Here is a 22,279-nt window from a genome sequence, read left to right as displayed (position 1 = left end):
TACGGAGAAGTGTCTTTATGGTTACGAATTCTTCGCCATACGTTTCCCAATAAAGTCAAAGATCAGACCCGCTGTCCTTTTTATAGGACCCAATGAAACAGGATAATAATAACCCGACTCAAACCAGCCTTGTTCTTTGTAATAACGATAATCCTTGGAATGATCATCAAGCATTGTTTTTATACTTGTACGTGACATTCGAAACAGCATTAATCTGAGAAAAGAAGGAACTGGAGTCTTGGGCGACATAAGGTCCTTATAGAATCTTTCGGAGGCTTTCTTTATTTCTCTCGTCATTTTTTTCTGCGCAACTTCTGTTCTTGGCTCCAAAGTAGTCAAGACACAGCATTTTGTAACTTGAAATCCGAAATTCTCGCCCATATTACTAAGGTATTTCACAATTTTGCTGCCTCCAAAGATCCCCTGATTGACAATAGCCGTGAAGGTTTTCCCGAAAAATCGAGGTCTATGAAATACAAAAGCAAGCCGGTCCAAGAGGTTCTTCATCGGTGCCGATACATGAAATGCATAATTAGGCGTGGCGAAAATAATTCCGTCAGAATGGATCATTTTCTCCATCAATACATCGCGATCATCCTTTAGTGGACAATATTCCTCACCTTTATTGAAACATATCTTGCAGCCCCGGCAATATTCAAGCCGATAATCTTTTAAAAAGACATACTCAAATTCAATATCACCATATGCTTTTAAATTATTGCCAAATTCACAAACCGCTTCAAAGGTCGCATGCTTTTGTTGATTCCCAATAAATGCAGTAACTTTTTTCATTTGAACCCCTCCATATATGCATATTTTGAATAAGACCCATCAATATGAATGAATATTTTTTTGTTCATTCATATTGTAGCACCTTGATCCCTTTTATGCGATATAATTCCATTTGAGAATGCAAAAAAAAGAAGCCCGACTTGACCAGGCTTCTGTTAACTTCCCTCTATATCTTTTTAGCGTAATTATGTGTAACAAAATCAACTAGCAGATTCACACTGCTCTCCATATCGTAAATCTCTGTGTTAACTTTCAATTCGGCATGTTCAGGGGCTTCATAAATAGCATCAATACCTGTAAACTCACGAATTTCACCTTTTCTAGCTTTCTTATACAGCCCTTTAGGATCACGTTGTTCGCAGGTTTCTAATGAACATTGCACATAAACCTCTGCAAACTCGCCAGACTGAAAACGATATCTAATCGCTTCTCTAGCAGCTGAAGAAGGTGAAATCATCGGGACAAGCACTATAAAGCCTAGTTCCAAAAACATAGATGCTACTTCGGCTGCGCGACGCATGTTTTCTTTACGATCCTCTTCTGAAAAGCCTAAATCAATATTCAAACCTTTCCTTAGCTGGTCGCCGTCGATCACAGCACATCGGATGCCTTGCTTAAACAATTCTTTTTCAGCTTGTTGTGCTAGTGTACTTTTTCCTGAACCTGATAATCCTGTGAACCAAAACACGCCCGCTTTATGACCGTTCAACAGCTCCCAATCTTTTCTATTCATTCTAAGACGCCCCTTTCTATATGATTAATATTATACTAGTTTACCGCAGTCTTGAGAGAAATGGCTGATCCTAATTCCTTCTGTATATACGCTATATCAGTCATCTGCTCAATATGGTAAACTCCACCTGGGGGTGGTGAATCATATAGATGTTTTGCTACTGCCGCTGTTACTTTTGCCGTAATGATAGATTGATTCTTTCCTTGTAATAAAAAATCCGTATGAAGTAATTTACCTTCTGAATTTCTTCCATGTGCTTCAACCTTAATAGCGAACCCATCATCCCCCAAATGCAGCCGCCCCATAACACGAACAATTGAATTCTTCAGCCAGCCTATTTGCAGTAAGCGAACGGCTCCAGTTCTTTTCGTTATTGCCAGTATTTTAGTAACTAGAGCTGAATCAAGACAAAATCGTGTAGAGATAGACGATGATTTCAGTGTTCTGCTAAGTGTCTGTTGATCTGAGAATGGAAAACGGTAAGCATATCGGTTACCCATCTCATCACCAAAATGATACAACCTTCTGTCTGTAAAGCTCTCCACCTCAACCTGGCGATTATCCTGCTTCACTTCGAACTTAGCTGCTAAACTGTCAACTGTCCATTCTAGCGCCGCTTTGCCATGAGAATCACCTAATCCGAGCATAATCGCAATTTCTATCTCCTCAATCTGATCCATCTGCCGCTCTGCTTCAAGGGCCAGGAGATTAGTGATGCCGGGAGCAAGTCCTACACTTAAGACAGCACTTGACCCATTGTCTTCAGCTTCTCTCTTGTATTTCTCAATTTCATTCAAAAACAAACCGTTCGCAGATACATCCACATAATGAATACCGCTTCGAAACACAGCTCTTATAAAATCCGTATCCGTTTGATCTAAGCACATAATGATTAATTTCACTCGTTCTAACTTATCAGTAGGTAAAGGTTTATTAATATCCAACTGCATCGGCTTAATTTTCCCATCAGTTGCTTGACTGAATTGCTTTGCTTTTACAAGACTTCGCCCTGCAGCATATACTTTTCCAGGATATTTTTTCTCTAAGATTTCACAAATGGTACGCCCTACATGGCCATATCCACCGACGACTACAATATCTTCTTTTCTCTGCATTTTATCACCGCATCCTATATAATAGAAATAATTAAGAACCATTCTCAATTATACGGATATGGTTTACATTCACTATCCCATAAATGTGGGATACCTGTTTTTATACTCCATGACTAGAGGGCTGACCTATGAAAACCATAAGACAACTTAATCATATTAAACAACAAATCATAAGGTTAGGTACTGTTTCTGAATCTTCACATAGCTACCGTACTTCATTACTGTCGATTTTACGCGAGGCTGTACCCTTTGATGCTGCCTGCTGTACCCATGTTGATCCACAGACACTACTCTCGACAGGTGCGGTTACAGAAGATAACGTGGAATCCATTCATCATCACTTGTTCCAGATCGAATACGGTGAAGACGATATTAATCCCTATGAGCAAATGGTTCATAGTAAAGTGCATGTAGCTACTTTATATGAAGCAACCGAAGGGCAGCCAGATTTGAGTGCCCGCTATCAAAAAGTACTGTCTCCGGCAGGATTTGAGGATGAATTACGCGCTGTACTTGTTCATGGAGATGCGTGTTGGGGGTATCTGACACTTTACAGAAAGTCGGGTCAGCCTGTATTTTCACAGGAAGATTGTGTACGGATAGCCTTAATGCTTCCTGAGATTGCCGCAAGAATGCGGGCTTTCAGTCTTGAGTTGCCTGAGAGAAATCAGACTTGGCTGGAAGAAGATTACGGTTCCGGAATTGCCGTCCTTTCTGATCAACTAGTGCTCCTCTCCTCCAATCCTACAGCAGACCGCTGGTTAGAGAAACTTCGTTCATTAGAAAAAATTGATCACCATATCCTGCCACGACCAATTCGGGCGGTGAGCACACAAGCAATCAATAGTCCCTCTGAATCTTCGGGGATGGCAAAGTCCTGTATCCGGATGTCAGACGGACCTTATCTAGTGATCCGGGCTAGCCGGCTTCATGCATACGACGGTCAGACGCAAATTGCCATTTCATTCGAGCCTGCACGTCCAGCAGATATGCTTCCTATCATTGCAGAAGCGTATGATCTGACGAAACGGGAACAGCATTTACTTGAAGGAGTAATTCGCGGATTATCTACTAAAGAATTGGCTGCTGAATTACATATTTCTGCTTACACGGTTCAGGATCATTTAAAATCCATTTTTGCTAAAGCAGGTGTCAGTAGCCGTAGAGAGCTTATCTGGCATTTACATTCTCGTTATAGCATTTCAGAGAAATAGGATCGCCGAGCTTCTTATCAAAAAAGCCCAAGCCTTTATTAACAAAGGACTTGGGCTTTAATTTTTATCTTTTATTTCCTTAATGCGATGCCGTAAATTCTTCCAGCTCAGTAGCAGGGTCAAACTTCTCCCTGCTCATCACAAATGCTGCCATTAGAGCTATAACTGATGGAATAATCGCCCAAGCAAAGGTATGAACAAGAGAAGAAGATAATCCTTCGGTGATTTTATCAAGAACCTCAGAGGGAATTTTGGCCCGTGTGTCGGGAGTCAAAATTGTACTTGGATCACTTAGATTAACACCTTCTGGTGCCGCGCCTCCCTTACTGAACATGGAAGCTAGTTTATTCGAAAAAATGTGACTTTGAATAATACCAAATACCGTAATGCCAAGTGTCATTCCCAGCTCCCGTGTGAAGCTAAGTGTCGAACTTGCAGAACCCCGTTGTCTTGCTGTAAATCCATGAATCGCTGCATTGCTTAGAACAGAAAATGATGAACCTATGCCAAGACCCACCAGAAACATAAAAATAGTGACCATAAACCGGGAGGAGTCTGGTGTTAGTGTGGTAAGTAGAGCCATACCTGCTACAAGGAGTACTAACGTAGAAATCATGATCGTGCGATAATTAAATTTAGAGAGCAAGAATCCTCCGCCAGCAGCAGTGATAACAGAACCAATCATCATCGGAAGTAGAATAAGCCCCGAATTTGTGGCAGACCCGCCAAGAACCCCTTGAATATAAATTGGAATGTACACCGAGGCTGTAATAAATGCCGCTCCGCTAAATATCGCCATAACATTACTCGTAGAATAGAGACGATTCTTGAACATGCCAAAGGTAATGATTGGCTCTTCTGCACGACGTTCGATAACAATAAAACCAATTAAAAACACAACAAAAGCCATAAACAATCCCAGAATCATTGTCGAGTCCCAAGCATATTTCTTACCCCCGAGCTCAATCGCAAACATGAGACAAAGGATTGAAGCTACAAGTGTAAAAGCCCCAAGATAATCAATTTTTTCTTTGGAATGCTCAACAGATTCTTTGTAGAAGAAAGCGATCATAAAGAATGCAATAACACCAATGGGTAAATTGATATAAAAGACCCAAGACCAATGAATATAATCCGCTATATAAGCGCCAATAAGAGGACCAAAAATACTGGAAATACCATAGGCAGCACCGAATAACCCACCGATTTTCCCCCGTTTTTCTGGGGCCACTACATCGAACATAATCGTGAATGCAATAGGAACGAGTGCCCCTCCACCAATACCCTGAATTGCCCGATAAATACTAAGCTGAACAATAGAATTTGCCGTACCACATAAAGCTGAACCAATCATAAAAACAATAATACCGAAAATAAAAAATCGCTTACGTCCATACATATCCGATAATTTACCGAAAATCGGCATACCCGCCATCTCAGCTATCATATAAGCGGACGTAACCCACATCAATTTGTCAAAGCCGCCAAGGTCACCTACAATGGTTCCCATTGCGGTTGCAAGTATAGTATTATCCATTGATGCCATAAGTGTAGCCAACAATAGAGCTACTATAATAACCCCAACTTTATTTTTCTTTTCCATGCTCCTTTTTCTCCTCCACTTTTCCCAAATGTTTAGTTCTACTCTAATTGTTAAAGGATTGTGCACAGGCTTCATTCCAAACCACGTGATGTTATACCCTTTGCAAATTAGTGAATAATTCGATAAAATCAAGACAATTAATTAGGTGTTCATCAAGCATCTTGTTTATTAATTATCTTGACTATCAAGATATAAACATTTTAAAAGGAGGGTCCTCTTTTGTCAAGAGATCGACACAATCAAGTTACAATTCAGCAGGAAGACTTAACTTTACGCATGCGGGGCCTAGGCAGCCGAACGGTTTTGTATCAGCAAAAAGTAGCGACTTCTCTAGGGTTATACAATAACGATTTTCTATCTATAGATATCCTTCATGAAAAAGGTCCTATCACCGCCGGCGAGCTATCCAAATTAACTGGACTTACTACAGGCAGCATTACCACATTAATTGATCGACTTGAAAAAAACGGCTTTGTTCGCAGAGAACATGATCCCAATGACCGTCGTAAGGTGATCATTGTTCCTTTATATGAGAATAACGAGGTTGGAAATGCCTACCTTCCTTTGCACACTAAGATGGTTAAACTGGCGTCTTCCTTTACTGAGCAGGAGCTTGAGCTTATAACAACATTTTTAGGCAAAGCAAGTACCATCCTGGAAGAGCAGATTCACTATCTCAGCACTACAACGAGTAACTAAGACTGTATAATCGTCAAAAAGGACGATATCCCATGCAGTCAAATGACTTTGAGATATCGTCCTTTTAATATAAGTATGGCTCAAAGAGAAGCTGAAGCTTGAGCAACTAAAGAGACCAATTGTGCAGAATCAAATGTGTCTCCTTTTCGAAGCTTCAGGGTTTTCCTTTCAGGTGGTCCCTCAAATGCTCCCTCTGGAAGCGTTAGCTCGGTTGTATTAAAGATTACAAAGCTGACTGCGTCTTTTGATGTCGAGATGGCCGCAGCGTATTTTCCATTTTTCAAAAAATGAGGTTTCTTATACTGAATACGTTCCTGCACATCCGGTATAGCCTGATGAACAACCTCACGTAGTGAGGTGGACAACTCCACCTGCCATGATTCTTTTAGCGCTTCAATAAAATCGATTACTTCCTGATTCATTTTTCATCTCTCCCTTTAAGTAATTAAATGGTTTGCCTGAATAAGCGCAGTAAGTTGTTTAACAAAATCAGGAGGTCCTTTGAGATCCGACGCATCTGCTATGACGAACATAAGATGATGAAATCAACACATCCGCAAAAGAATTTCAAAAATTTAATAGTTTAAATTCCCCTTATATTAATTTCTTGTTCATGTAGTCATTATCCTTCTGGCAATTTAGAGATATCCAGCTCGTTACAAGCTAAAAAGGGAAAAGCTCCTAAGAGCTTCTCCCTTAACCTCGTACATAAAATTAATGAATCGTTAGATTAAAACCGCTCTGAATATAATTCAGATTCGGATAAGCAATGTTGGAGGTTGTCAGGTTATTAAAGGTTGCAGCACCATTGCCTGTATAGGTGTAAATAGCTGCACCTTTATGTGGACCTGAGAACCGTGAAGTTGTTATTCCATCAAGTCCTGTACCGTTAATATTGATGTTGTTGAACACGATGTTCTCGAATCCACCACCATATCCAAATTGAATCGCATCACGCTGGGTATTAATGATGTCTATGTTATTAAATGTAACGTTCTTGATAGCATCATTTGATGCTTCAAGATCAATTGCGCCACGTTCACCCCCATAAAGATCTTTACTCGTGCCACTGTTAATAATGGTTGTGTCTGAGAAAACTACACCCGTATTATTCTGGAAATGATAACCTGGAAAAACGGTATTCATACGTATGCCGGAACCACCAACTGTATCAATGATATAGTTATGATCAGCCTTATGACCACTTCCTCCAAAGAAAGCAATCGCTGCCGCACGCCAGTTATTCTCAATGGTGTTATACGAGAAGGTATTATTCACACCAGCAGGTGCACCATTTGTGTTACTGGTCCATACTGCAAGACCATCGTCACCATTATTTCGCACACTGCTATTGCGTACAATTGAATTGCTAGTTCCTTGCGAGAAGTTGATGCCGTCTGCAAGATTGTTCCGAATCCGACTGTTTTCAACTACCAGCCCGGTAGCATAAATCGCAGGTGTATGAGCGTAGTCGCCTACCCACATTCCGCATTCAAAATGCTCTACCCAGACATCATGGATAATAGAGTTGGTTCCAAAGTTATCCATAAAACCTTTGTAAATTGCATTTTGTCCATAACGTGAGCGCAAATTAGAATTCATATATACATTACTGAAATCTAGCTTACCTGAAATACGGAGTGAAATACCACCGCCCGCAGCATTAGGATTGGTGAACTGAATATTGGTATGCCAGAGACCAGCACCAGTAATAGTGAGGTTATTGATCATATTACTAGCAGAACCAATCTCCCACATACTGCTAAGATTAAAGGTACCTGCTGGAATATAAATAGACTTTCCGCTTGCCACGGCTGCATTTACAGTAGCTTTAAAAGCTGCCAGATCATCTTGTCCGTCGTTTGCCACAGCACCGTAATCTGTTACAGATACGGAGTTAGCTGGGCGAGAAATTGCTGTTGGAACAGATTCAATTTCAAGGAAATCCACACCATATTCCAAGCTATCTCCATTGTTCTTCTGGATTCGAATCTTATCCCCAGGTTGGAGGGGTGTATCCATCTTCCAGTGAACTTCATCAAAACGGAATAGTGGACGTCCAGCACTAGGTGTATCGCCAGGCATATCACCTGAGAAATACTGCCAGCTGTAGTATGAGGTTAAGGAAACTGTTTTTACTTTCGCTCCATTCACATACACATCCAGTGAACCATTCAATCCCATCCCATCTGCAGAGTCAGGCATTGTAAATCTCATAGTTACACCTGCGCCGCCTTGACCCTGTCTGACCGTCCACTCTAAGTTCGAACCATTCGAAGGAAGAGCTATATAACGCTGACCAGAAGCCTCAGAGGCGATTAATGCTTGATCAAAGGTTGGCGCCGATTTCAATGTCGCGCCACCCCCAAGTGTAGCATCCTCGGTATCATATCGGCTATACGGCATGCTCGCACCACGCGCAGCATAGACAACGAGATTAGAAACACTTACATTATTCGCTTGCTTGGCAGCTATCTCATTAGCATCCACTTCAACAGTAGTGGTGACTGTGTAGTTACCATTAATCGCTGTCCAAGTCCCTGGAATCGCAACATTAACTATTGCCCCCGCTGCTAAGGCACCGTTATAAGATCCATTATAGGTTTGAATAGTGGACCCCGCAGAGTTTTTAAGAACAACGCTTATACCATGTGAACCACTTGCAGAGGCAATGGTTCCTTGATTCTTAAGATTTACATTAAACGCTACATTGTTATTAGCAACAGGATTACTTGGTGTCCATGTAACAGTTCCCACTAAGTCAGAGCTGGACACTGGAGCGATAATAAGTGACGCTGGGTTCGTGTAGCTGTTATTCGCTTCATTTTGTTCGATAACTAGGTTGTCTTCATCAACTTTGGCACTAACTGAATACGTTGCGGCAGGCTTAACTCCTGCGGTAAGTGTCATCGATGCTGTTGTCGATGCTCCAGTTGCTAGTACACCTATCGGAGCTGAGCCTACAAGCTCATTATTTAAATAGAAATTAACAGTAGTAGCTGGAGAGCTGGCATTGCCGATATTCTTTACGATTGCGTTCAGCGTAATCGCATTAGACTCAACCGGATTCGTTGGTGACCAGGACATGCCAGTAATCACCAAATCCGGATTCGGAGCTGGAGTACCGTATACTTCAAATTCGGCGATCTGTCCAGCTGGAGCACCCGAGTTGGCAGTAATATTAAGCTGTAGACGTTTGACAGTTGCGGTAACAGGAATGGTTACTGTATTTCCTGAAGCTGGATTAAACGAATACGATTGTGCTGACACCAGATTCCCAAATGTCGTTGTGTTCTGATTGTGACCGAGCACTTGAATCGTTTGGGTACGTGCTCCCCATGCAGCGGCTGGATTTAACTTTAGAACGATGGAGGAAACGTTGTAGTTTGACCCCAGGTCAAGTATCAATGAACTAGGATTACTGCCACCTTCCCAGTATGTGTTGGTGTTGTTGTCATTAGCATTTGCTGCCACAAATGATTGCGTATTAGAGGATGCGGTAATCGATTTGCCAACCGCGATATTACTGCCCGCAACAGGTGTGGCCGTTGGCGTTGGTGTGGCTGTTGGCGTTGGTGTGACTGTTGGCGTTGGTGTGGCTGTTGGCGTCGGTGTGGCTGTTGGCGTTGGTGTGACTGTTGGCGTCGGTGTGGCTGTTGGCGTTGGTGTAACTGTTGGCGTTGGTGTGGCTGTTGGCGTCGGTGTTGGTGTACTAGCTCCATAAATTTCGAACTCAGATACTTGCGCTGCCGGCCAACCCGTATTGCCTGTTACATTCAGGCGTACATAACGAGTGCTGGTTGCTGAAAAATCAATCTTAACGGTGTTCCCTCCTGCTGAAGGATTGAACACATAATCAGCTGAACCAACAATGTCAGTGAATGTAGATCCATTTGTGCTGCCTTGAACGGCGAGTGTTTGCGTACGCGTCTCCCAGCCCGTTGGCAGCTTCAATACGATTTGGTCAATACTTGTCTCTGTACCGAGATCTACTTGGATCCATTGCGGAAATGCATTATTGCTGCTTTCCCAATACGTCTCTTGATTGCTGTCTTTCACATTGTTTGGACTATACGTTTGTGATTGACCACTAGCCGTCACAGTTTTGCCCAGCGTCAAATTCGCGCCACCAGAGGCACTAACAAATGTGAACGGACCCGCTGCCAGGTATAAACTTGAAATCAACAGGGTTACTACAAGCGACCAAACGACATACTTGTTGCGCATTATAATCCTCCTCTTAATGTAGATACTCACTAACGTGTCGCCTTATCGGAGTGCTCAAATGATAGCGTTTACAATCAAATTCATCTCAGAGCACATTAAATAACAACCGATCCTCCTTTCAATGTGAGACACTCTCATTATAGAGAAGAAGCGGATCAAGCTATAAGATGTAATTCTACGGAAAAGATATGTGATACCAATATCGCGAAACTACCCTAAATATGGAATCTATTAACATCACGTCCATCAAATAAAGGCCTGATTTCTCAGGCCCTAGTTTTTTATGAAGATTAACTTGTGGTTTTAAGTTCTTTTTCATTAGCTGAATCTGGAGAGTTTAATAAAACCACACCTCCAACTATTAATACTATGCCTGCAAGTGTAAGCATACTAAATGGATCCCCCCATATTACGATACCAACGATGGCGGTTAGAACTGTACCTACACCTGCCCAAATCGCATAAGCTAGGCTTAAAGGTAAAACTTTGAGACTTATGGACAAACTATAAAATGCGATAATAAAACCAATAATAACACCTATAGTAGGCAATATTTGTGTGAACCCTTCTGACATTTTCAGCATAGTTGTACCTATTACTTCGCTTATAATAGCTACCCCAAGTACCCAAAAACCCTTATTCTTGTTCATAACATTTCCTCCAAGCTCTAATGAGATCCACCAGAAAGTTTCATAATGACTACTCCACCAATGATAAGAATCAGGCCGAGTAGTTTTTTCAGATTGAAGTTTTCTTTATAAATGATGACTCCAATTAACGCAGTTAAAGCCGTACCTACCCCCGACCAAATAGCATAAGCCGTCCCTAGTGGAATCGTTGAAAGCGCTAAAGAAAGACAATAAAAGGCTGAACCCATGCCGAGTACGACTCCTATTGAAGGTAAAATCTTTTTAAACCCGTTAGAAACCTTAAGCATGGAGCTACCAAATACCTCGCAGATAATCGCTGTTGCCAGTAACACATATGAATTCAACAATAGCCCCTCCTTACTCCGTCATGTTTATTAATTCTTTAATTACTTTATCTCGTAAATCCTTATCTAAAGCTCCTAATCCGAACATTTCTGAATACCATAAACCGTCCGCTGCCAGCCTGACAATTGTGGAACGTACAGGATCTATTCCATCGTTCTCTATATTGTTTTGCCATACTGAGTATTGATCTTGAAATTTCTTAAGGATATCCGGATTCGTAAAAAGAGCAGCCGAAAGCGCGGTGCTAATCTCTTGCTCTTCCTTAAGATCGTCGTCAATCGCCTGAACAAACGCTCGTCCCCACTTCCCCGTTTCTCTAGATGTATTCGCTACTCTTTCTTGAACATTACTGAAAAAATCACTTGTTAATTCTTCCACCATACTTTTTATTAAAGCTTCCTTATTCGGGAAATGGTGCAGCAGTCCACCTTTACTGACCCCGGCTTCTTTGGCAACGGCTTCAAGGGTAAGCTTCTCCACCCCATTGTTTTTAACTACAATAGAAGCTGCTAATAAAATACTACTTCGTTTTGAATTACTGTTCACGATAATCACCTCTGTTATTTACTATACCGTCTGGACGGTTTTATTGTCAAATAAAAAATCATTACCTTAGATCAAAAAAAGCCTGGTAATCCAGGCCTCCAACATTTTTAAAGCAATTCACATTAAATTTTTAATATACCAAGCATCACAAGCGAAATGCTCCGACCCCGCAAGCGGTTCATCCAAAAGCTCAAATCCATTTTTCATATAGAAACGGTTAGCTGCGTGCATGTTTTGAAGTGTCTCCAAATAACATTGGTTGTAATGAAGCTTAGCAAAGTCCAACGCTGTATTTAAAAGTTCTTTGGCTATCCCGTTACCTCTAATCGACTGAGATAAATACATTTTTTGCAACTCACATATCTTGTCATCATTCCCGAAAGGAGCAATGCCACAACCCCCTAATACTTCCCCTCCCTCTTCGACAACCCAATAAGCCCGATTCTCACTATGATTATAATCATCTGATAAATGATGCAGGCTGTCATCCTCCCAGGCTAGACCCGAGCGATTCCCGCCAAACTCAATTAGGCATTCCCTAATGACCTTTTCAATGGAGCTATTATCTTTCATTTGTAATAGTCGGATATTCATGAGTAACGTTCTCCTATCTTTCGATTAGCTTTCTTCAGTTATTATATTGTATCAAGCTTCAGAATGGATAATTATAATGGGATTCAAACATAATATAGAGAAATTTATTTAGGAGGGGCTTCAATGAAAATGGCAGCTAAGCAACTCTCGATTGCAGCATTAGGTGGGGTTCATGAAATTGGTAAAAATATGTATATCCTACAATACGCAGATGATATTGTTGTCATTGATTGCGGCTCTAAATTCCCAGATGAAAGTCTCTTAGGGATTGACCTAATTATTCCTGATGTTTCGTATTTATTAAATAATATTGATAAGGTACAAGCGTTGGTGGTGACTCACGGACATGAGGATCATATCGGCGGGATTCCTTACCTGCTTAAACAGTTGAATATCCCAATATATGCTTCCCGTTTAACCTTAGGATTAATCGAAAATAAACTTAGGGAACATGGAATTTTACGACAAACGAAACTCCATTGTATTAATTCAGAATCCACGTTGACCCTGGGAGCCATTACTACAACATTTTTTAATACAAATCATAGTATTCCAGATTGCCTTGGCGTAGTATTCGATACACCTGAAGGTATCGTAGTTCATACGGGAGACTTCAAATTTGACATGACGCCTGTCAACAAGCAGTATCCAGATATACATAAAATGGCCGATATTGGGAAAAACGGTGTAAAGATCTTGCTGTCAGAAAGCACTAATGCTGAGCGTCCTGGCTTCACCCCTTCTGAAAAGCTTGTTGGCGCTCACATAGAAGAAGCCTTTTTAAAAGCAGACCGTAGAATTTTTATTTCTACCTTCGCCTCAAATGTACATCGTCTACAGCAGATCATTGATGCTTCTCATTTAACTGAACGTAAATTGACCTTACTCGGCAGAAGTATGGTAAATGTAGTCAGAGTGGCCCAAGAACTCGGTTATTTGAACATTCCGGACGATATGCTGATCGAACCTGCAGAAGCTGCTAAGCTCCCTCCGGCACAGGTAACTGTTTTATGTACAGGCAGTCAAGGAGAGCCCATGGCCGCACTATCCCGCTTAGCGAACTCAAGCCATCGATTGATGGAGATCCAGGCTGGGGACACGGTGCTGCTCGCAGCCAATCCCATCCCGGGAAATGAACGGAATGTTTCAAGGATTGTCGATAATTTATATATGCTGGGTGCTAAAGTCATCTATGGTTCACGCAGTGAGCTTCACGTCTCCGGGCATGGCAGCCAAGAGGAGCTTAAGCTAATGCTGACTCTAATGAAACCTGAATACTTTATTCCGATTCATGGTGAATACCGTATGCTGCATCATCATAGCTTGTTAGCGGAGGCGGTAGGCGTCAAACCGGAAAATATCTTTATTCTAAAAAATGGAGACATCGTTGAGTCATCGTCTGGTGTTGTCCGCCAATCCGGTCGAGTGACTGCTGGGCAAATTCTAGTAGATGGCCTTGGGATCGGAGATATTGGAAATGTTGTGCTTCGCGATCGTCGCCAGCTGTCAGCAGACGGTATTCTGATTACAGTGATTACACTGAGCCAAACCGATGGACGTCTATTAAACGAGCCAGACACTATCTCCAGGGGATTCGTTTATGTCCGTAACTCCGATAATTTAATGGACGAGATCAACCAGCATGTAACATCAACCCTTAAAAAAATGAACGAAACGGATCTCGGCCAATGGAATATCATCAAGCAGACCATCAAAGAATCATTAAGTAAGTTCCTATACGAAAAAACGAAACGGCGGCCAATGATTCTTCCAATCATCATTGAGGTTTAATGTAGGAATGCAATCGAATAGATATTGGCGAATTCTTACTCCATTATGAGTAAGAATTCGCCTTTTTTGTGTTTTATAGTTTTATACTCTCCTTTTATATCTTCTGCTGATAGTATTAGGTTCAGATGCAAATCTCTACATACTGAAGTACAACTAAGCAAGAATTATCAAAATCCCTTTAAATAGGTGAGGTATATTAATACCAGGGAGGTGATTAGGCTGTATTACAAGATGATTCACAATAGTATTGAATTTATTGAGAACCATTTGGAAGAAGAATTGAATCTGGACAGAATTGCGAAAGTGGCTGGATTCTCCAAATATCATTTCCACCGGCTCTTTCAGAAATATGTCGGCAAAAGTGTAGCTGAATACATTCGTTCCCGTAGGTTGAGTTCTGCTGCCCAACTGCTGCTCTATTCCGAAGAACGCATTCTAGATATTGCACTGCTTTATGGTTTTGATAGTCAAGAGGCTTTTACAAGAGCTTTTAAAGGACTTTATGCTCTCCCCCCAGCCCAATACAGGTCGCAGATAAAACTATTGATTCAGGAAAGAGAGGAATTTACCATGTCCGAAATTAAAGGTTGGTTCATCACCGGAACATCCCCCAGCAAATATAAGGCATCATTAGATATGCAGATTTACCATAAGGGAAGGAACTCTGTATCACTGGAATGCGCAGAAACTGAACCACCTGAAGAGAACGAATTTGGTACTCTAATGCAGCAGTTTGATGCAAAAAATTATCTTGGGAAGCGGATGCGGTTTGCCGGCTTTATCCGGACCGAAGAAGTCAGCGACTGGTGCGGCTTATGGATGCGTATTGATGACAAGCTCCAGAATATGCTGGGTTTTGACAACATGCAGTACAGAAGCATTAAAGGAACTGCTTCCTGGAATTTTTACGCTTGTGTGCTGGATATCCCGGCAGAGGCGGATTGTATCAACATTGGTATTCTCCTATCGGGATCAGGAAAGATTTGGCTAGATGACTGCACATTTGAAGAAGTAGGCCTGGACGTTCCCGTCACTGATTCCCGTGCACGGACAGAAGAATTTCCGACGGAACCACAGAATCTGAAGTTTGAAGCCTAAAGTCTTCTTATCGGACGGAAAGTTTTGAGGAGTGATCTATTCTTTGTGTTAATTATGAAAATCATTAAGGCGGCCATCAATTTTTGACGGATTTGTTATCTGGGAATCTGCATTGAAAGTGGAATCACTCCACATGATGATCTTGATTTCTACTCAGACGCCAATTTAAATCGCCACAATTACTACAGATAGTGCCTCGGAATAAAAAACAGGATACCCTTCGGAGTATCGAAGTAAGGTATCCTGTTTAAGATTCGTTAATTGAACTCGTATACTTAGAATACTTTCGTTGTCCAATCTTCGCAATTCCAGATATCGGTTACGATGTCCTGATAAAAATCGGGTTCGTGAGAAATCATAAGAATGCTTCCTTTGTATGCTTTTAGAGCGCGTTTCAGTTCATCTTTGGCATCGATATCCAAGTGGTTCGTCGGCTCATCTAATACGAGAATATTAGTTTCGCTATTAATCAGCTTACATAGACGAACTTTAGCTTTTTCCCCACCACTTAGTACAGCAATCTTACTCTCAATATGCTTCGTGGTTAATCCGCATTTAGCAAGGGCAGCACGTACTTCGAATTGTGACAGAGACGGGAATGTATCCCAGATTTCCTCAATACAAGTCTTGTAATTGCCTTCCTTCATCTCTTGCTCAAAATAGCCAATCTCCTGATGGTATCCACGTTCTACCGAACCGGACAAAGCAGAGATTTCACCTAAAATGCTGCGCAGCAAAGTTGTTTTACCAATTCCGTTTGCCCCAACCAACGCGATCTTCTGTCCACGCTCCATCAACAAATTAAGCGGTCTGGACAATGGAGAGTCGTAGCCGATAACCAATTCTTTTGCTTCGAAAATCATCTTGCCGGCAGTTTTACCTTCTTTAAAGTTAAACTGTGGTTTCGGTTTCTCCTTGGCAATCTCGATGATCTCCATCTTGTCGAGCTTCTTCTGTCTGGACATCGCCATGTTACGGGTAGCCACGCTGGCTTTGTTACGAGCTACGAAATCCTTCAGCTCTGCTATTTCTTGCTTTTGGCGATTGTAAGCAGACTCAAGCTGCTGTTTTCTCATTTCGTAGACTTGTTGGAACTGCTCATAATCACCCACATATCGGGTCAGCTTTTGATTTTCCATATGGTAGATCAGGTTGATAACACTGTTCAAGAATGGCATATCATGTGAGATCAGAATAAAAGCATTATCGTACTCTTGAAGGTAACGTCTCAGCCATTCAATATGCTGCTCATCCAGATAGTTCGTAGGCTCATCGAGGAGCAAAATATCTGGTTTTTCAAGCAATAGCTTAGCAAGCAAGATTTTGGTACGTTGACCACCACTAAGATCGGCTACATCGCGATCCAATCCAATGTCAGTGATCCCTAGTCCACGCGCGGTTTCTTGTACTTTCGCATCGATCATGTAAAAGTCTTGATTTGTAAGTGTATCTTGGATGGTACCTACTTCTTCAAGCAGCTTTTCCAGCTCTTCAGGTGAAACGTCACCCATTCTGCCATACATATCGTTCATCTCTTGCTCAAGATCGAACAGGTACTGGAAAGCACTTCTGAGTACATCTTGAATCGTCATTCCTTTGGTTAACACTGCATGCTGATCGAGGTAGCCAACACGCACCCGCTTGGACCATTCGACTTTACCTTCATCAGGTTGCAGTTTGCCTGTAACAATATTCATAAAAGTGGATTTCCCTTCGCCGTTAGCGCCGAATAATCCGATATGCTCGCCTTTTAGGAGACGGAATGAAACATCCTTAAAGATCGCACGATCTCCAAAGCCATGACTTAATCCTTCAACATTTAATATGCTCATTTATGGACACCTTTTTCTTATTTTTCTCGCTATATTATAAGCAGGATTAACTAAAAACTCAATGGAGAAGCAAAAAATTATCATTTTATGGGCTAATTTGCGAGCAATTTTAGTTTTGTGGACCGTCACTTGCCGAGAATGGGTTTGCGCTGGCGATTGCTCGTCATCTTTTATATGATAGTATGCATAGATACACATTGGAGTTGACTTGAGAACTAAGGAGAATTAAAAATGAATAAACTTGTATTTTTTCTTGGTCCAGCTGGAGCAGGCAAAACAACGTTAGCTAAAGCGATTGCTTCGCGGCGCAAAATACCTTTTTTCGATATGGATATCCTACTACGGCCTGCTGCTGACGCGATAATGACTTTACACGGACTGGATCCGGCAGATAGAGACTCAGCAGAGTACAAAAGGTTATGCCGCGATTTAGGTTATCGAATCACTATGGATGCTGCGCTAGATAATATAAGCTTGGACGTCGATGCTTTTGTGGTTGGTCCCTTTACCAAAGAGGCGGCCAGTTCTGACTGGATCAGCCATGAATTAGCTCGGATCGGGCGTTCCCTTCATGATGTTGAGGTCAAGGTTGTCTTGGTAGGGTTAGCCAACGAGGAATTGTACCGGGAACGAATTCAAAACAGACAATCACCACTAGATGAATGGAAGTTCCAGCATTGGAATGAATTCCGCACTTCTCTTGGCAACCGTACGGTAGAATGGCCGCTCCCGGCTGAAAATATTGCGTTGATCGACAATTCTAACCCGGATATTACTGCTACTGCTGCGGCAGTAGAACGATTTATTTACGGCTAAACTTTCGGACCCAGATGACGTTATTTCCACTTTTATCACCTTTTGCGCAATGTTTCGGACCCCAGTGCAGCTATTCGTTAGAAAAGTGGCTTGAGGCGTGTTTTTCGTGCCAATAGCGACGATGCGGTCCGTTAGAATTGCAAAAGTGCGATAATGCTGCGTTTAGGGTCAGCAGAGTCCGTTAGCTGCTGCGTCACCCGTAAAATAACGAGAGCAAACGATGTTTGAGGTTTGGACAAAGAGCCTTGGCTAAACTTTCGGACTCAGATGACGTTATTTCCACTTTTATCACCTTTTGTGCAGAGTTTCGGACCCCAGTGCAGCTATTTGTTAGAAAAGTTTGCTTGGGGAGTGTTTTTCGTGCCAATAGCGACGATGCGGTCCGTTAGGATTGCAAAAGTGCGATAATGCTGCGTTTAGGGTCAGCTGAGTCCGATAGCAGCAGCGTTCGCGTCAAATAATGAGAGCAAACGATGTTTGAGGTTTGGACAAAGAGCCTTGGTTAGACTATCGGACCCAGATGACGTTATTTCCACTTTTATCACCTTTTGTGCAGAGTTTCGGACCCCAGTGCAGCTATTCGTTAGAAAAGTGCGCTTGGGGCGTGTTTTTCGTGCTAATAGCGACTATGCGGTCCGTTAGAATTGCAAAAATACGATAATGCTGCGTTTAGGGTCAGCTGAGTCCGATACCAGCAGCGTTCGCGTCAAATAACGAGAGCAAACGATGTTTGAGGCTTTGACAAAGAGTTTTGGTTAGACTATCGGACCTAGATGACATTATTTCCACATTTAGCACCTTTTGCGCAGAGTTTCGGACCGCAGATGACGTTATTCCCACAATTCTTTTATTGAATATACTTCTGACTGACCAAATCATCAGCAAGCACCGCGGTTGGTATCACAAATTCAACGGAGCCCATATAACCAGGTGCGACATCGTATTTGTTAAACACAATCACAAGCTTACCTTCGGTGTTGATATAAAAGCTCTGATCCTTCGTAATGGAGGTAAACTGATCCGTTGGCACATCATCGCCATACTCAGGGATCCAGTAAACACTCTCAGAGTCTGCTTTCATTTGGGCAATCATCTGTTCTTTAATATTTTCACTGATGCGTTCAATGTATTGATCATCTTTAAATAGCATTGGCAATGTAATAAGGATCTGGTTCACTTTGTCTATCGTATCAAAAGTAACTTCCATTGAAGATGAACCAGCGGTTTCCTCAACATATCTGCCAATGGAGAAAATGCGCTCATTATCCGTTTTCACTTCATAACCTACATCCAGCCCCAAATGGCCCCCACCTTGTTCTTTCAACGCTTCGATCTCCGCTTGGAACTTTTCGTATAGTGCTTTATTCTCACTTAAATATTTGCTGTTCAATCCAAGCTCCAGTTCTTTATTTTCCATATCCGTAACGGCTGGAACCTTGATATTTGCATCGTAGTTCTCTTCTTCTACAACGTATTCTTTAATAGTCAGCACTTTTATTATCCGATCAACGCCTGGAATGGAAGATAATGCACTTGCTACGGTTGTACTGGTGTTTATGGCTACTAGAAAAATAACTGCGGCCGCACCAACACTAGCCACCCACTTAGTTGTCGTGTGTTTTTTTCTATTGGCTTTAAGTGACTGCTTTATAGAGCGGTTTACAATCAAATCAAGTTCTTCCGGAATGGGAATATCGGTATACTCTTTATGTAATTCTTGTATTCTTTCGTCCATCTTACTTTATCTCCTTTAAGGCTTCATCATTCAGCTTCACCCGCAATAACTGAAGGGCCTGATACAGCCTTGTCTTTATTGTATTGGTGTTCTCGTTAAGAACTTCAGCCACTTCATTAATCTTCATATCCTCAAAATATCTAAGCACAATCACACTTCGGTATTTCGCCGGCAGCTCTTCCAGTGTTCTTTTCAAATCCATATCTGTATAGCTATCCTCAACAGCCGGACTATAGGTTTCTATTATCTCTGGCTCCATCGTCTGAACCTTCTTGTTTCTGCGCAAAAAGTCTAAGGAAGTATTCACGACAATCCTGTAAAACCAGCTTTTCACGGCGTCGTGATCCTTTAGCAAATCCATTCGTGTCATCGCTTTATAAATAGAATCCTGCACAATGTCGAGGGCATCCTCTTTGTTTTTCACATAACTGTAAGCAAGCCGGTATACATTTTCTTTGTTTTCTTTGATACATCGCGTCAATATTTTCTCGGTTTTCCTATTCAACATGGTCGATTATCCTTCTCTGTTTGTGATCTGGTGTTGTAACAGGAGTAAGACGTTTGGTGAGTATAAAAAAGTTTGGAGATTCCAAATAAATTATTTATTTTCTTTTTCCAAAGCTTTAATTAGAATTGATGCATAATACTTGGCACCCTCACGTTTCAAATGAATACCATCTTTGTAGAAGTAGTCGTCTTTTCCTTCACTAGCTGAGTACCAGTCTACTATGGTCGTATTCCTGAATTCACTGGAAACTTTTGAAAGGGTGGAATTCACAGGCTGCTCCCACTTTCTCGGCACACGTGTATTGACCAAAATAATCTGCTCCGCATCGCTTAACGAGTTTAGTAGTTTACGTAATTGCTTGGAGTTAAAAGCTCCATTCGTTCCCAGCTCTATGATCATCCGCTCCCCTAACCGTCCTTGTGCTCTAAGCTGATCAATTACCTCCTGTGCCTGCATCATCTGTCTGCCGACCTTTCCATCGATGACAATACCAGGGAGACTTTCTACCAAAAATGGTGCTGCATCCAAAATGACAGAATCGCCAATGGCCGTAATATTCTTTCCAGTTTGATTTTTCCCGGTTACCGCTATGTTTCCTTCTGGTTCAACTTGTTGCTCTTCAGTGTCAGGTTTTTGCTTTTCAACATCAGTCGTATCTTTTTCTACGGGTGGTGCCAATGAGTTGTGATCTATTGGATCTTGCGCTATTCCCTCTTGCTGTACATTCTGCTTATCTGCAACTTCGATTGGAAGTGTGTCAGATTCAGCGTTGGATAAATATCCATTGCAGGCAATCGGAATAAGAATCAAAAAGATCATGGTCATAAGAAAGACTGGGCGGTAGCTGCGGCGTTGTTTTGCACTCCAATTGTTCCAAATGTTTCTTAATGATCCCCGCCGGAGCGGCTCCTCGACATATTTGTATGATAAGGCTGCCAGTAGAAAACTTCCTGCTAACTGAAGGATAATTCGAAGCACGCCGCTCTCATCTGGATTCCCATTAGGGCTGGTAAGAATTATTACGGGATAATGCCAAAGGTATAAGCTATATGAACGTACACCTATCCATCGCAAGGGTTTACAGCCCATTTTCCGTCCAAGAGAGCTGGCAGGATGAGCAAGCACGGCAATCACTACTGCAGTAATGATAGAGATGATCAAAAATCCACCCCGATATAGTGATTCATCAAACTCGTTAACCCGGTAAACTAGCACCATTAATACCAGCAGTCCCAGAGCACCAATGATATCAAACATATAACGAGATCTTTCTGTGACTGTATTTTTAAGTTTCTGACTAGGCCATGCAACAGCAAGCGCCGCTCCAATTAGAAGTGCAAATATGCGAGTATCTGTTCCATAATAGACCCTGCTTGGATCTGTGCCCGGTACATAGAACATAGCCATGGCTAAAGCTGAGACAACAGCACAAGCCAGAATCCAGGCAATAAGTTTACCTCGACGAGGTATGATCTTTAGTCCTAATACGAGCAGCAGCGGCCATAGAATATAAAACTGTTCTTCAATAGAAAGTGACCATAAATGTCCGATCGGAGAAGGAGGTCCAAAACTTTCGAAGTACGAAACATCATGAAATATTAACCACCAGTTATTAACGTAAAATAGTGATGACATGAAATCTCCTGTCAGCCCATTTAATCTCGTGGGATCTATGATTAAGAGCCATATGGTGACAACGATCAGCATGACTATCGTCGCCGGCAGCAACCTCCGTGCTCTACGTATCCAAAAGTCCAGAAGGTCCAATCTTCGATGACGCTCCCATTGGTTAATGATTTGGTCTGTGATGAGATAACCCGAGATCACAAAAAAGATTCCCACTCCCAGCAGTCCACCCCCAGCCCATTTCAAATTCAAATGATAGGCTATGACAGCGAGTACGGAAAAAGCTCTTAGTCCATCAATACCAGGCATATAACGCTTGTTGTCATTCATTCTGTTTCAGTCCTTACCCTTAATT

General features: G+C 41.8%; 19 protein-coding genes. 5 read left to right on the top strand and 14 right to left on the bottom strand.

What is annotated here, in order from left to right:
• Positions 1–21 precede the first annotated feature (21 nt).
• The 3 genes from MKY14_RS05520 to MKY14_RS05510 form a co-directional block, all read right to left on the bottom strand.
• Positions 22–792: a flavodoxin family protein gene (locus tag MKY14_RS05520; protein WP_340975954.1), complete on the bottom strand. Its 771-nt coding sequence runs from the start codon at positions 790–792 to the stop codon at positions 22–24.
• A gap of 166 nt (positions 793–958) precedes the next feature.
• Entirely contained in the window at positions 959–1,525 is a 567-nt protein-coding gene (cysC, locus tag MKY14_RS05515) for an adenylyl-sulfate kinase (protein WP_340975953.1), read from the bottom strand.
• 35 nt (positions 1,526–1,560) lie between these two features.
• On the bottom strand, positions 1,561–2,640 hold the full coding sequence (locus tag MKY14_RS05510; protein ID WP_340975951.1) for a saccharopine dehydrogenase family protein: 1,080 nt from the start codon (positions 2,638–2,640) through the stop codon (positions 1,561–1,563).
• Positions 2,641–2,768: 128 nt separating this feature from the next.
• Between MKY14_RS05510 and MKY14_RS05505 the strand changes: the two genes are divergently transcribed.
• Positions 2,769–3,854, top strand: coding sequence for a helix-turn-helix transcriptional regulator (locus MKY14_RS05505; protein WP_076190407.1), 1,086 nt, complete (start codon positions 2,769–2,771; stop codon positions 3,852–3,854).
• Positions 3,855–3,933: 79 nt separating this feature from the next.
• Here MKY14_RS05505 and MKY14_RS05500 read toward each other — a convergent pair whose 3' ends face one another.
• A complete protein-coding gene (locus MKY14_RS05500) occupies positions 3,934–5,457 on the bottom strand; it encodes an MDR family MFS transporter (RefSeq protein ID WP_340975949.1) in 1,524 nt (507 codons plus the stop codon).
• A 276-nt stretch (positions 5,458–5,733) separates the two neighbouring features.
• On the opposite strand from MKY14_RS05500, the gene MKY14_RS05495 reads away from it, so the two are divergent.
• Positions 5,734–6,156, top strand: coding sequence for a MarR family winged helix-turn-helix transcriptional regulator (locus MKY14_RS05495; protein WP_248548335.1), 423 nt, complete (start codon positions 5,734–5,736; stop codon positions 6,154–6,156).
• Between the two features lie 80 nt (positions 6,157–6,236).
• Here MKY14_RS05495 and MKY14_RS05490 read toward each other — a convergent pair whose 3' ends face one another.
• The 6 genes from MKY14_RS05490 to MKY14_RS05465 all read right to left on the bottom strand — a co-directional run bounded on the left by MKY14_RS05490 (position 6,237) and on the right by MKY14_RS05465 (position 12,518).
• Entirely contained in the window at positions 6,237–6,578 is a 342-nt protein-coding gene (locus MKY14_RS05490) for a DUF1801 domain-containing protein (protein ID WP_036677965.1), read from the bottom strand.
• 292 nt (positions 6,579–6,870) lie between these two features.
• Positions 6,871–10,383, bottom strand: a complete 3,513-nt coding sequence (locus tag MKY14_RS05485; RefSeq protein ID WP_340975947.1) for a discoidin domain-containing protein — start codon at positions 10,381–10,383, stop codon at positions 6,871–6,873.
• A 290-nt stretch (positions 10,384–10,673) separates the two neighbouring features.
• A complete protein-coding gene (locus MKY14_RS05480; protein ID WP_076125771.1) occupies positions 10,674–11,033 on the bottom strand; it encodes a DMT family transporter in 360 nt (119 codons plus the stop codon).
• Positions 11,034–11,050: 17 nt separating this feature from the next.
• Positions 11,051–11,377 (bottom strand): DMT family transporter, encoded by a 327-nt coding sequence (locus MKY14_RS05475; protein ID WP_036677974.1) that lies wholly within the window; start codon positions 11,375–11,377, stop codon positions 11,051–11,053.
• A gap of 13 nt (positions 11,378–11,390) precedes the next feature.
• The gene (locus tag MKY14_RS05470; RefSeq protein WP_143759822.1) at positions 11,391–11,924 is read right to left on the bottom strand and encodes a TetR/AcrR family transcriptional regulator; all 534 of its coding nucleotides are present in this window, start codon (positions 11,922–11,924) and stop codon (positions 11,391–11,393) included.
• 117 nt (positions 11,925–12,041) lie between these two features.
• Positions 12,042–12,518 (bottom strand): GNAT family N-acetyltransferase, encoded by a 477-nt coding sequence (locus MKY14_RS05465; RefSeq protein WP_076125777.1) that lies wholly within the window; start codon positions 12,516–12,518, stop codon positions 12,042–12,044.
• 123 nt (positions 12,519–12,641) lie between these two features.
• Between MKY14_RS05465 and MKY14_RS05460 the strand changes: the two genes are divergently transcribed.
• On the top strand, positions 12,642–14,309 hold the full coding sequence (locus MKY14_RS05460) for a ribonuclease J (RefSeq protein ID WP_256715769.1): 1,668 nt from the start codon (positions 12,642–12,644) through the stop codon (positions 14,307–14,309).
• 231 nt (positions 14,310–14,540) lie between these two features.
• Positions 14,541–15,407: a helix-turn-helix domain-containing protein gene (locus MKY14_RS05455; RefSeq protein ID WP_076125779.1), complete on the top strand. Its 867-nt coding sequence runs from the start codon at positions 14,541–14,543 to the stop codon at positions 15,405–15,407.
• A gap of 275 nt (positions 15,408–15,682) precedes the next feature.
• Here the strand turns inward: MKY14_RS05455 and MKY14_RS05450 are convergent, their stop codons facing one another.
• On the bottom strand, positions 15,683–17,239 hold the full coding sequence (locus tag MKY14_RS05450; protein WP_036677991.1) for an ABC-F family ATP-binding cassette domain-containing protein: 1,557 nt from the start codon (positions 17,237–17,239) through the stop codon (positions 15,683–15,685).
• A gap of 231 nt (positions 17,240–17,470) precedes the next feature.
• Here MKY14_RS05450 and MKY14_RS05445 point away from each other — a divergent pair, with 231 nt between their 5' ends.
• The gene (locus MKY14_RS05445; protein ID WP_076125781.1) at positions 17,471–18,055 is read left to right on the top strand and encodes an AAA family ATPase; all 585 of its coding nucleotides are present in this window, start codon (positions 17,471–17,473) and stop codon (positions 18,053–18,055) included.
• A gap of 847 nt (positions 18,056–18,902) precedes the next feature.
• Here MKY14_RS05445 and MKY14_RS05440 read toward each other — a convergent pair.
• The 3 genes from MKY14_RS05440 to MKY14_RS05430 all read right to left on the bottom strand — a co-directional run bounded on the left by MKY14_RS05440 (position 18,903) and on the right by MKY14_RS05430 (position 22,254).
• Positions 18,903–19,790, bottom strand: a complete 888-nt coding sequence (locus MKY14_RS05440; RefSeq protein ID WP_076305499.1) for a DUF3298 and DUF4163 domain-containing protein — start codon at positions 19,788–19,790, stop codon at positions 18,903–18,905.
• A gap of 1 nt (position 19,791) precedes the next feature.
• Positions 19,792–20,298 (bottom strand): RNA polymerase sigma factor, encoded by a 507-nt coding sequence (locus MKY14_RS05435; RefSeq protein ID WP_076125785.1) that lies wholly within the window; start codon positions 20,296–20,298, stop codon positions 19,792–19,794.
• 90 nt (positions 20,299–20,388) lie between these two features.
• Positions 20,389–22,254, bottom strand: coding sequence for an acyltransferase family protein (locus MKY14_RS05430; RefSeq protein WP_076305500.1), 1,866 nt, complete (start codon positions 22,252–22,254; stop codon positions 20,389–20,391).
• Positions 22,255–22,279: the final 25 nt, after the last annotated feature.

It is taken from the genome of Paenibacillus sp. FSL R5-0887, assembly GCF_038002305.1.
GTDB classification, from domain to species: Bacteria; Bacillota; Bacilli; order Paenibacillales; family Paenibacillaceae; genus Paenibacillus_AQ; species Paenibacillus_AQ odorifer.
The sequence above is the reverse complement of the archived record's forward strand: the minus strand, read 5'-3'. Positions and strand labels throughout refer to the sequence as shown.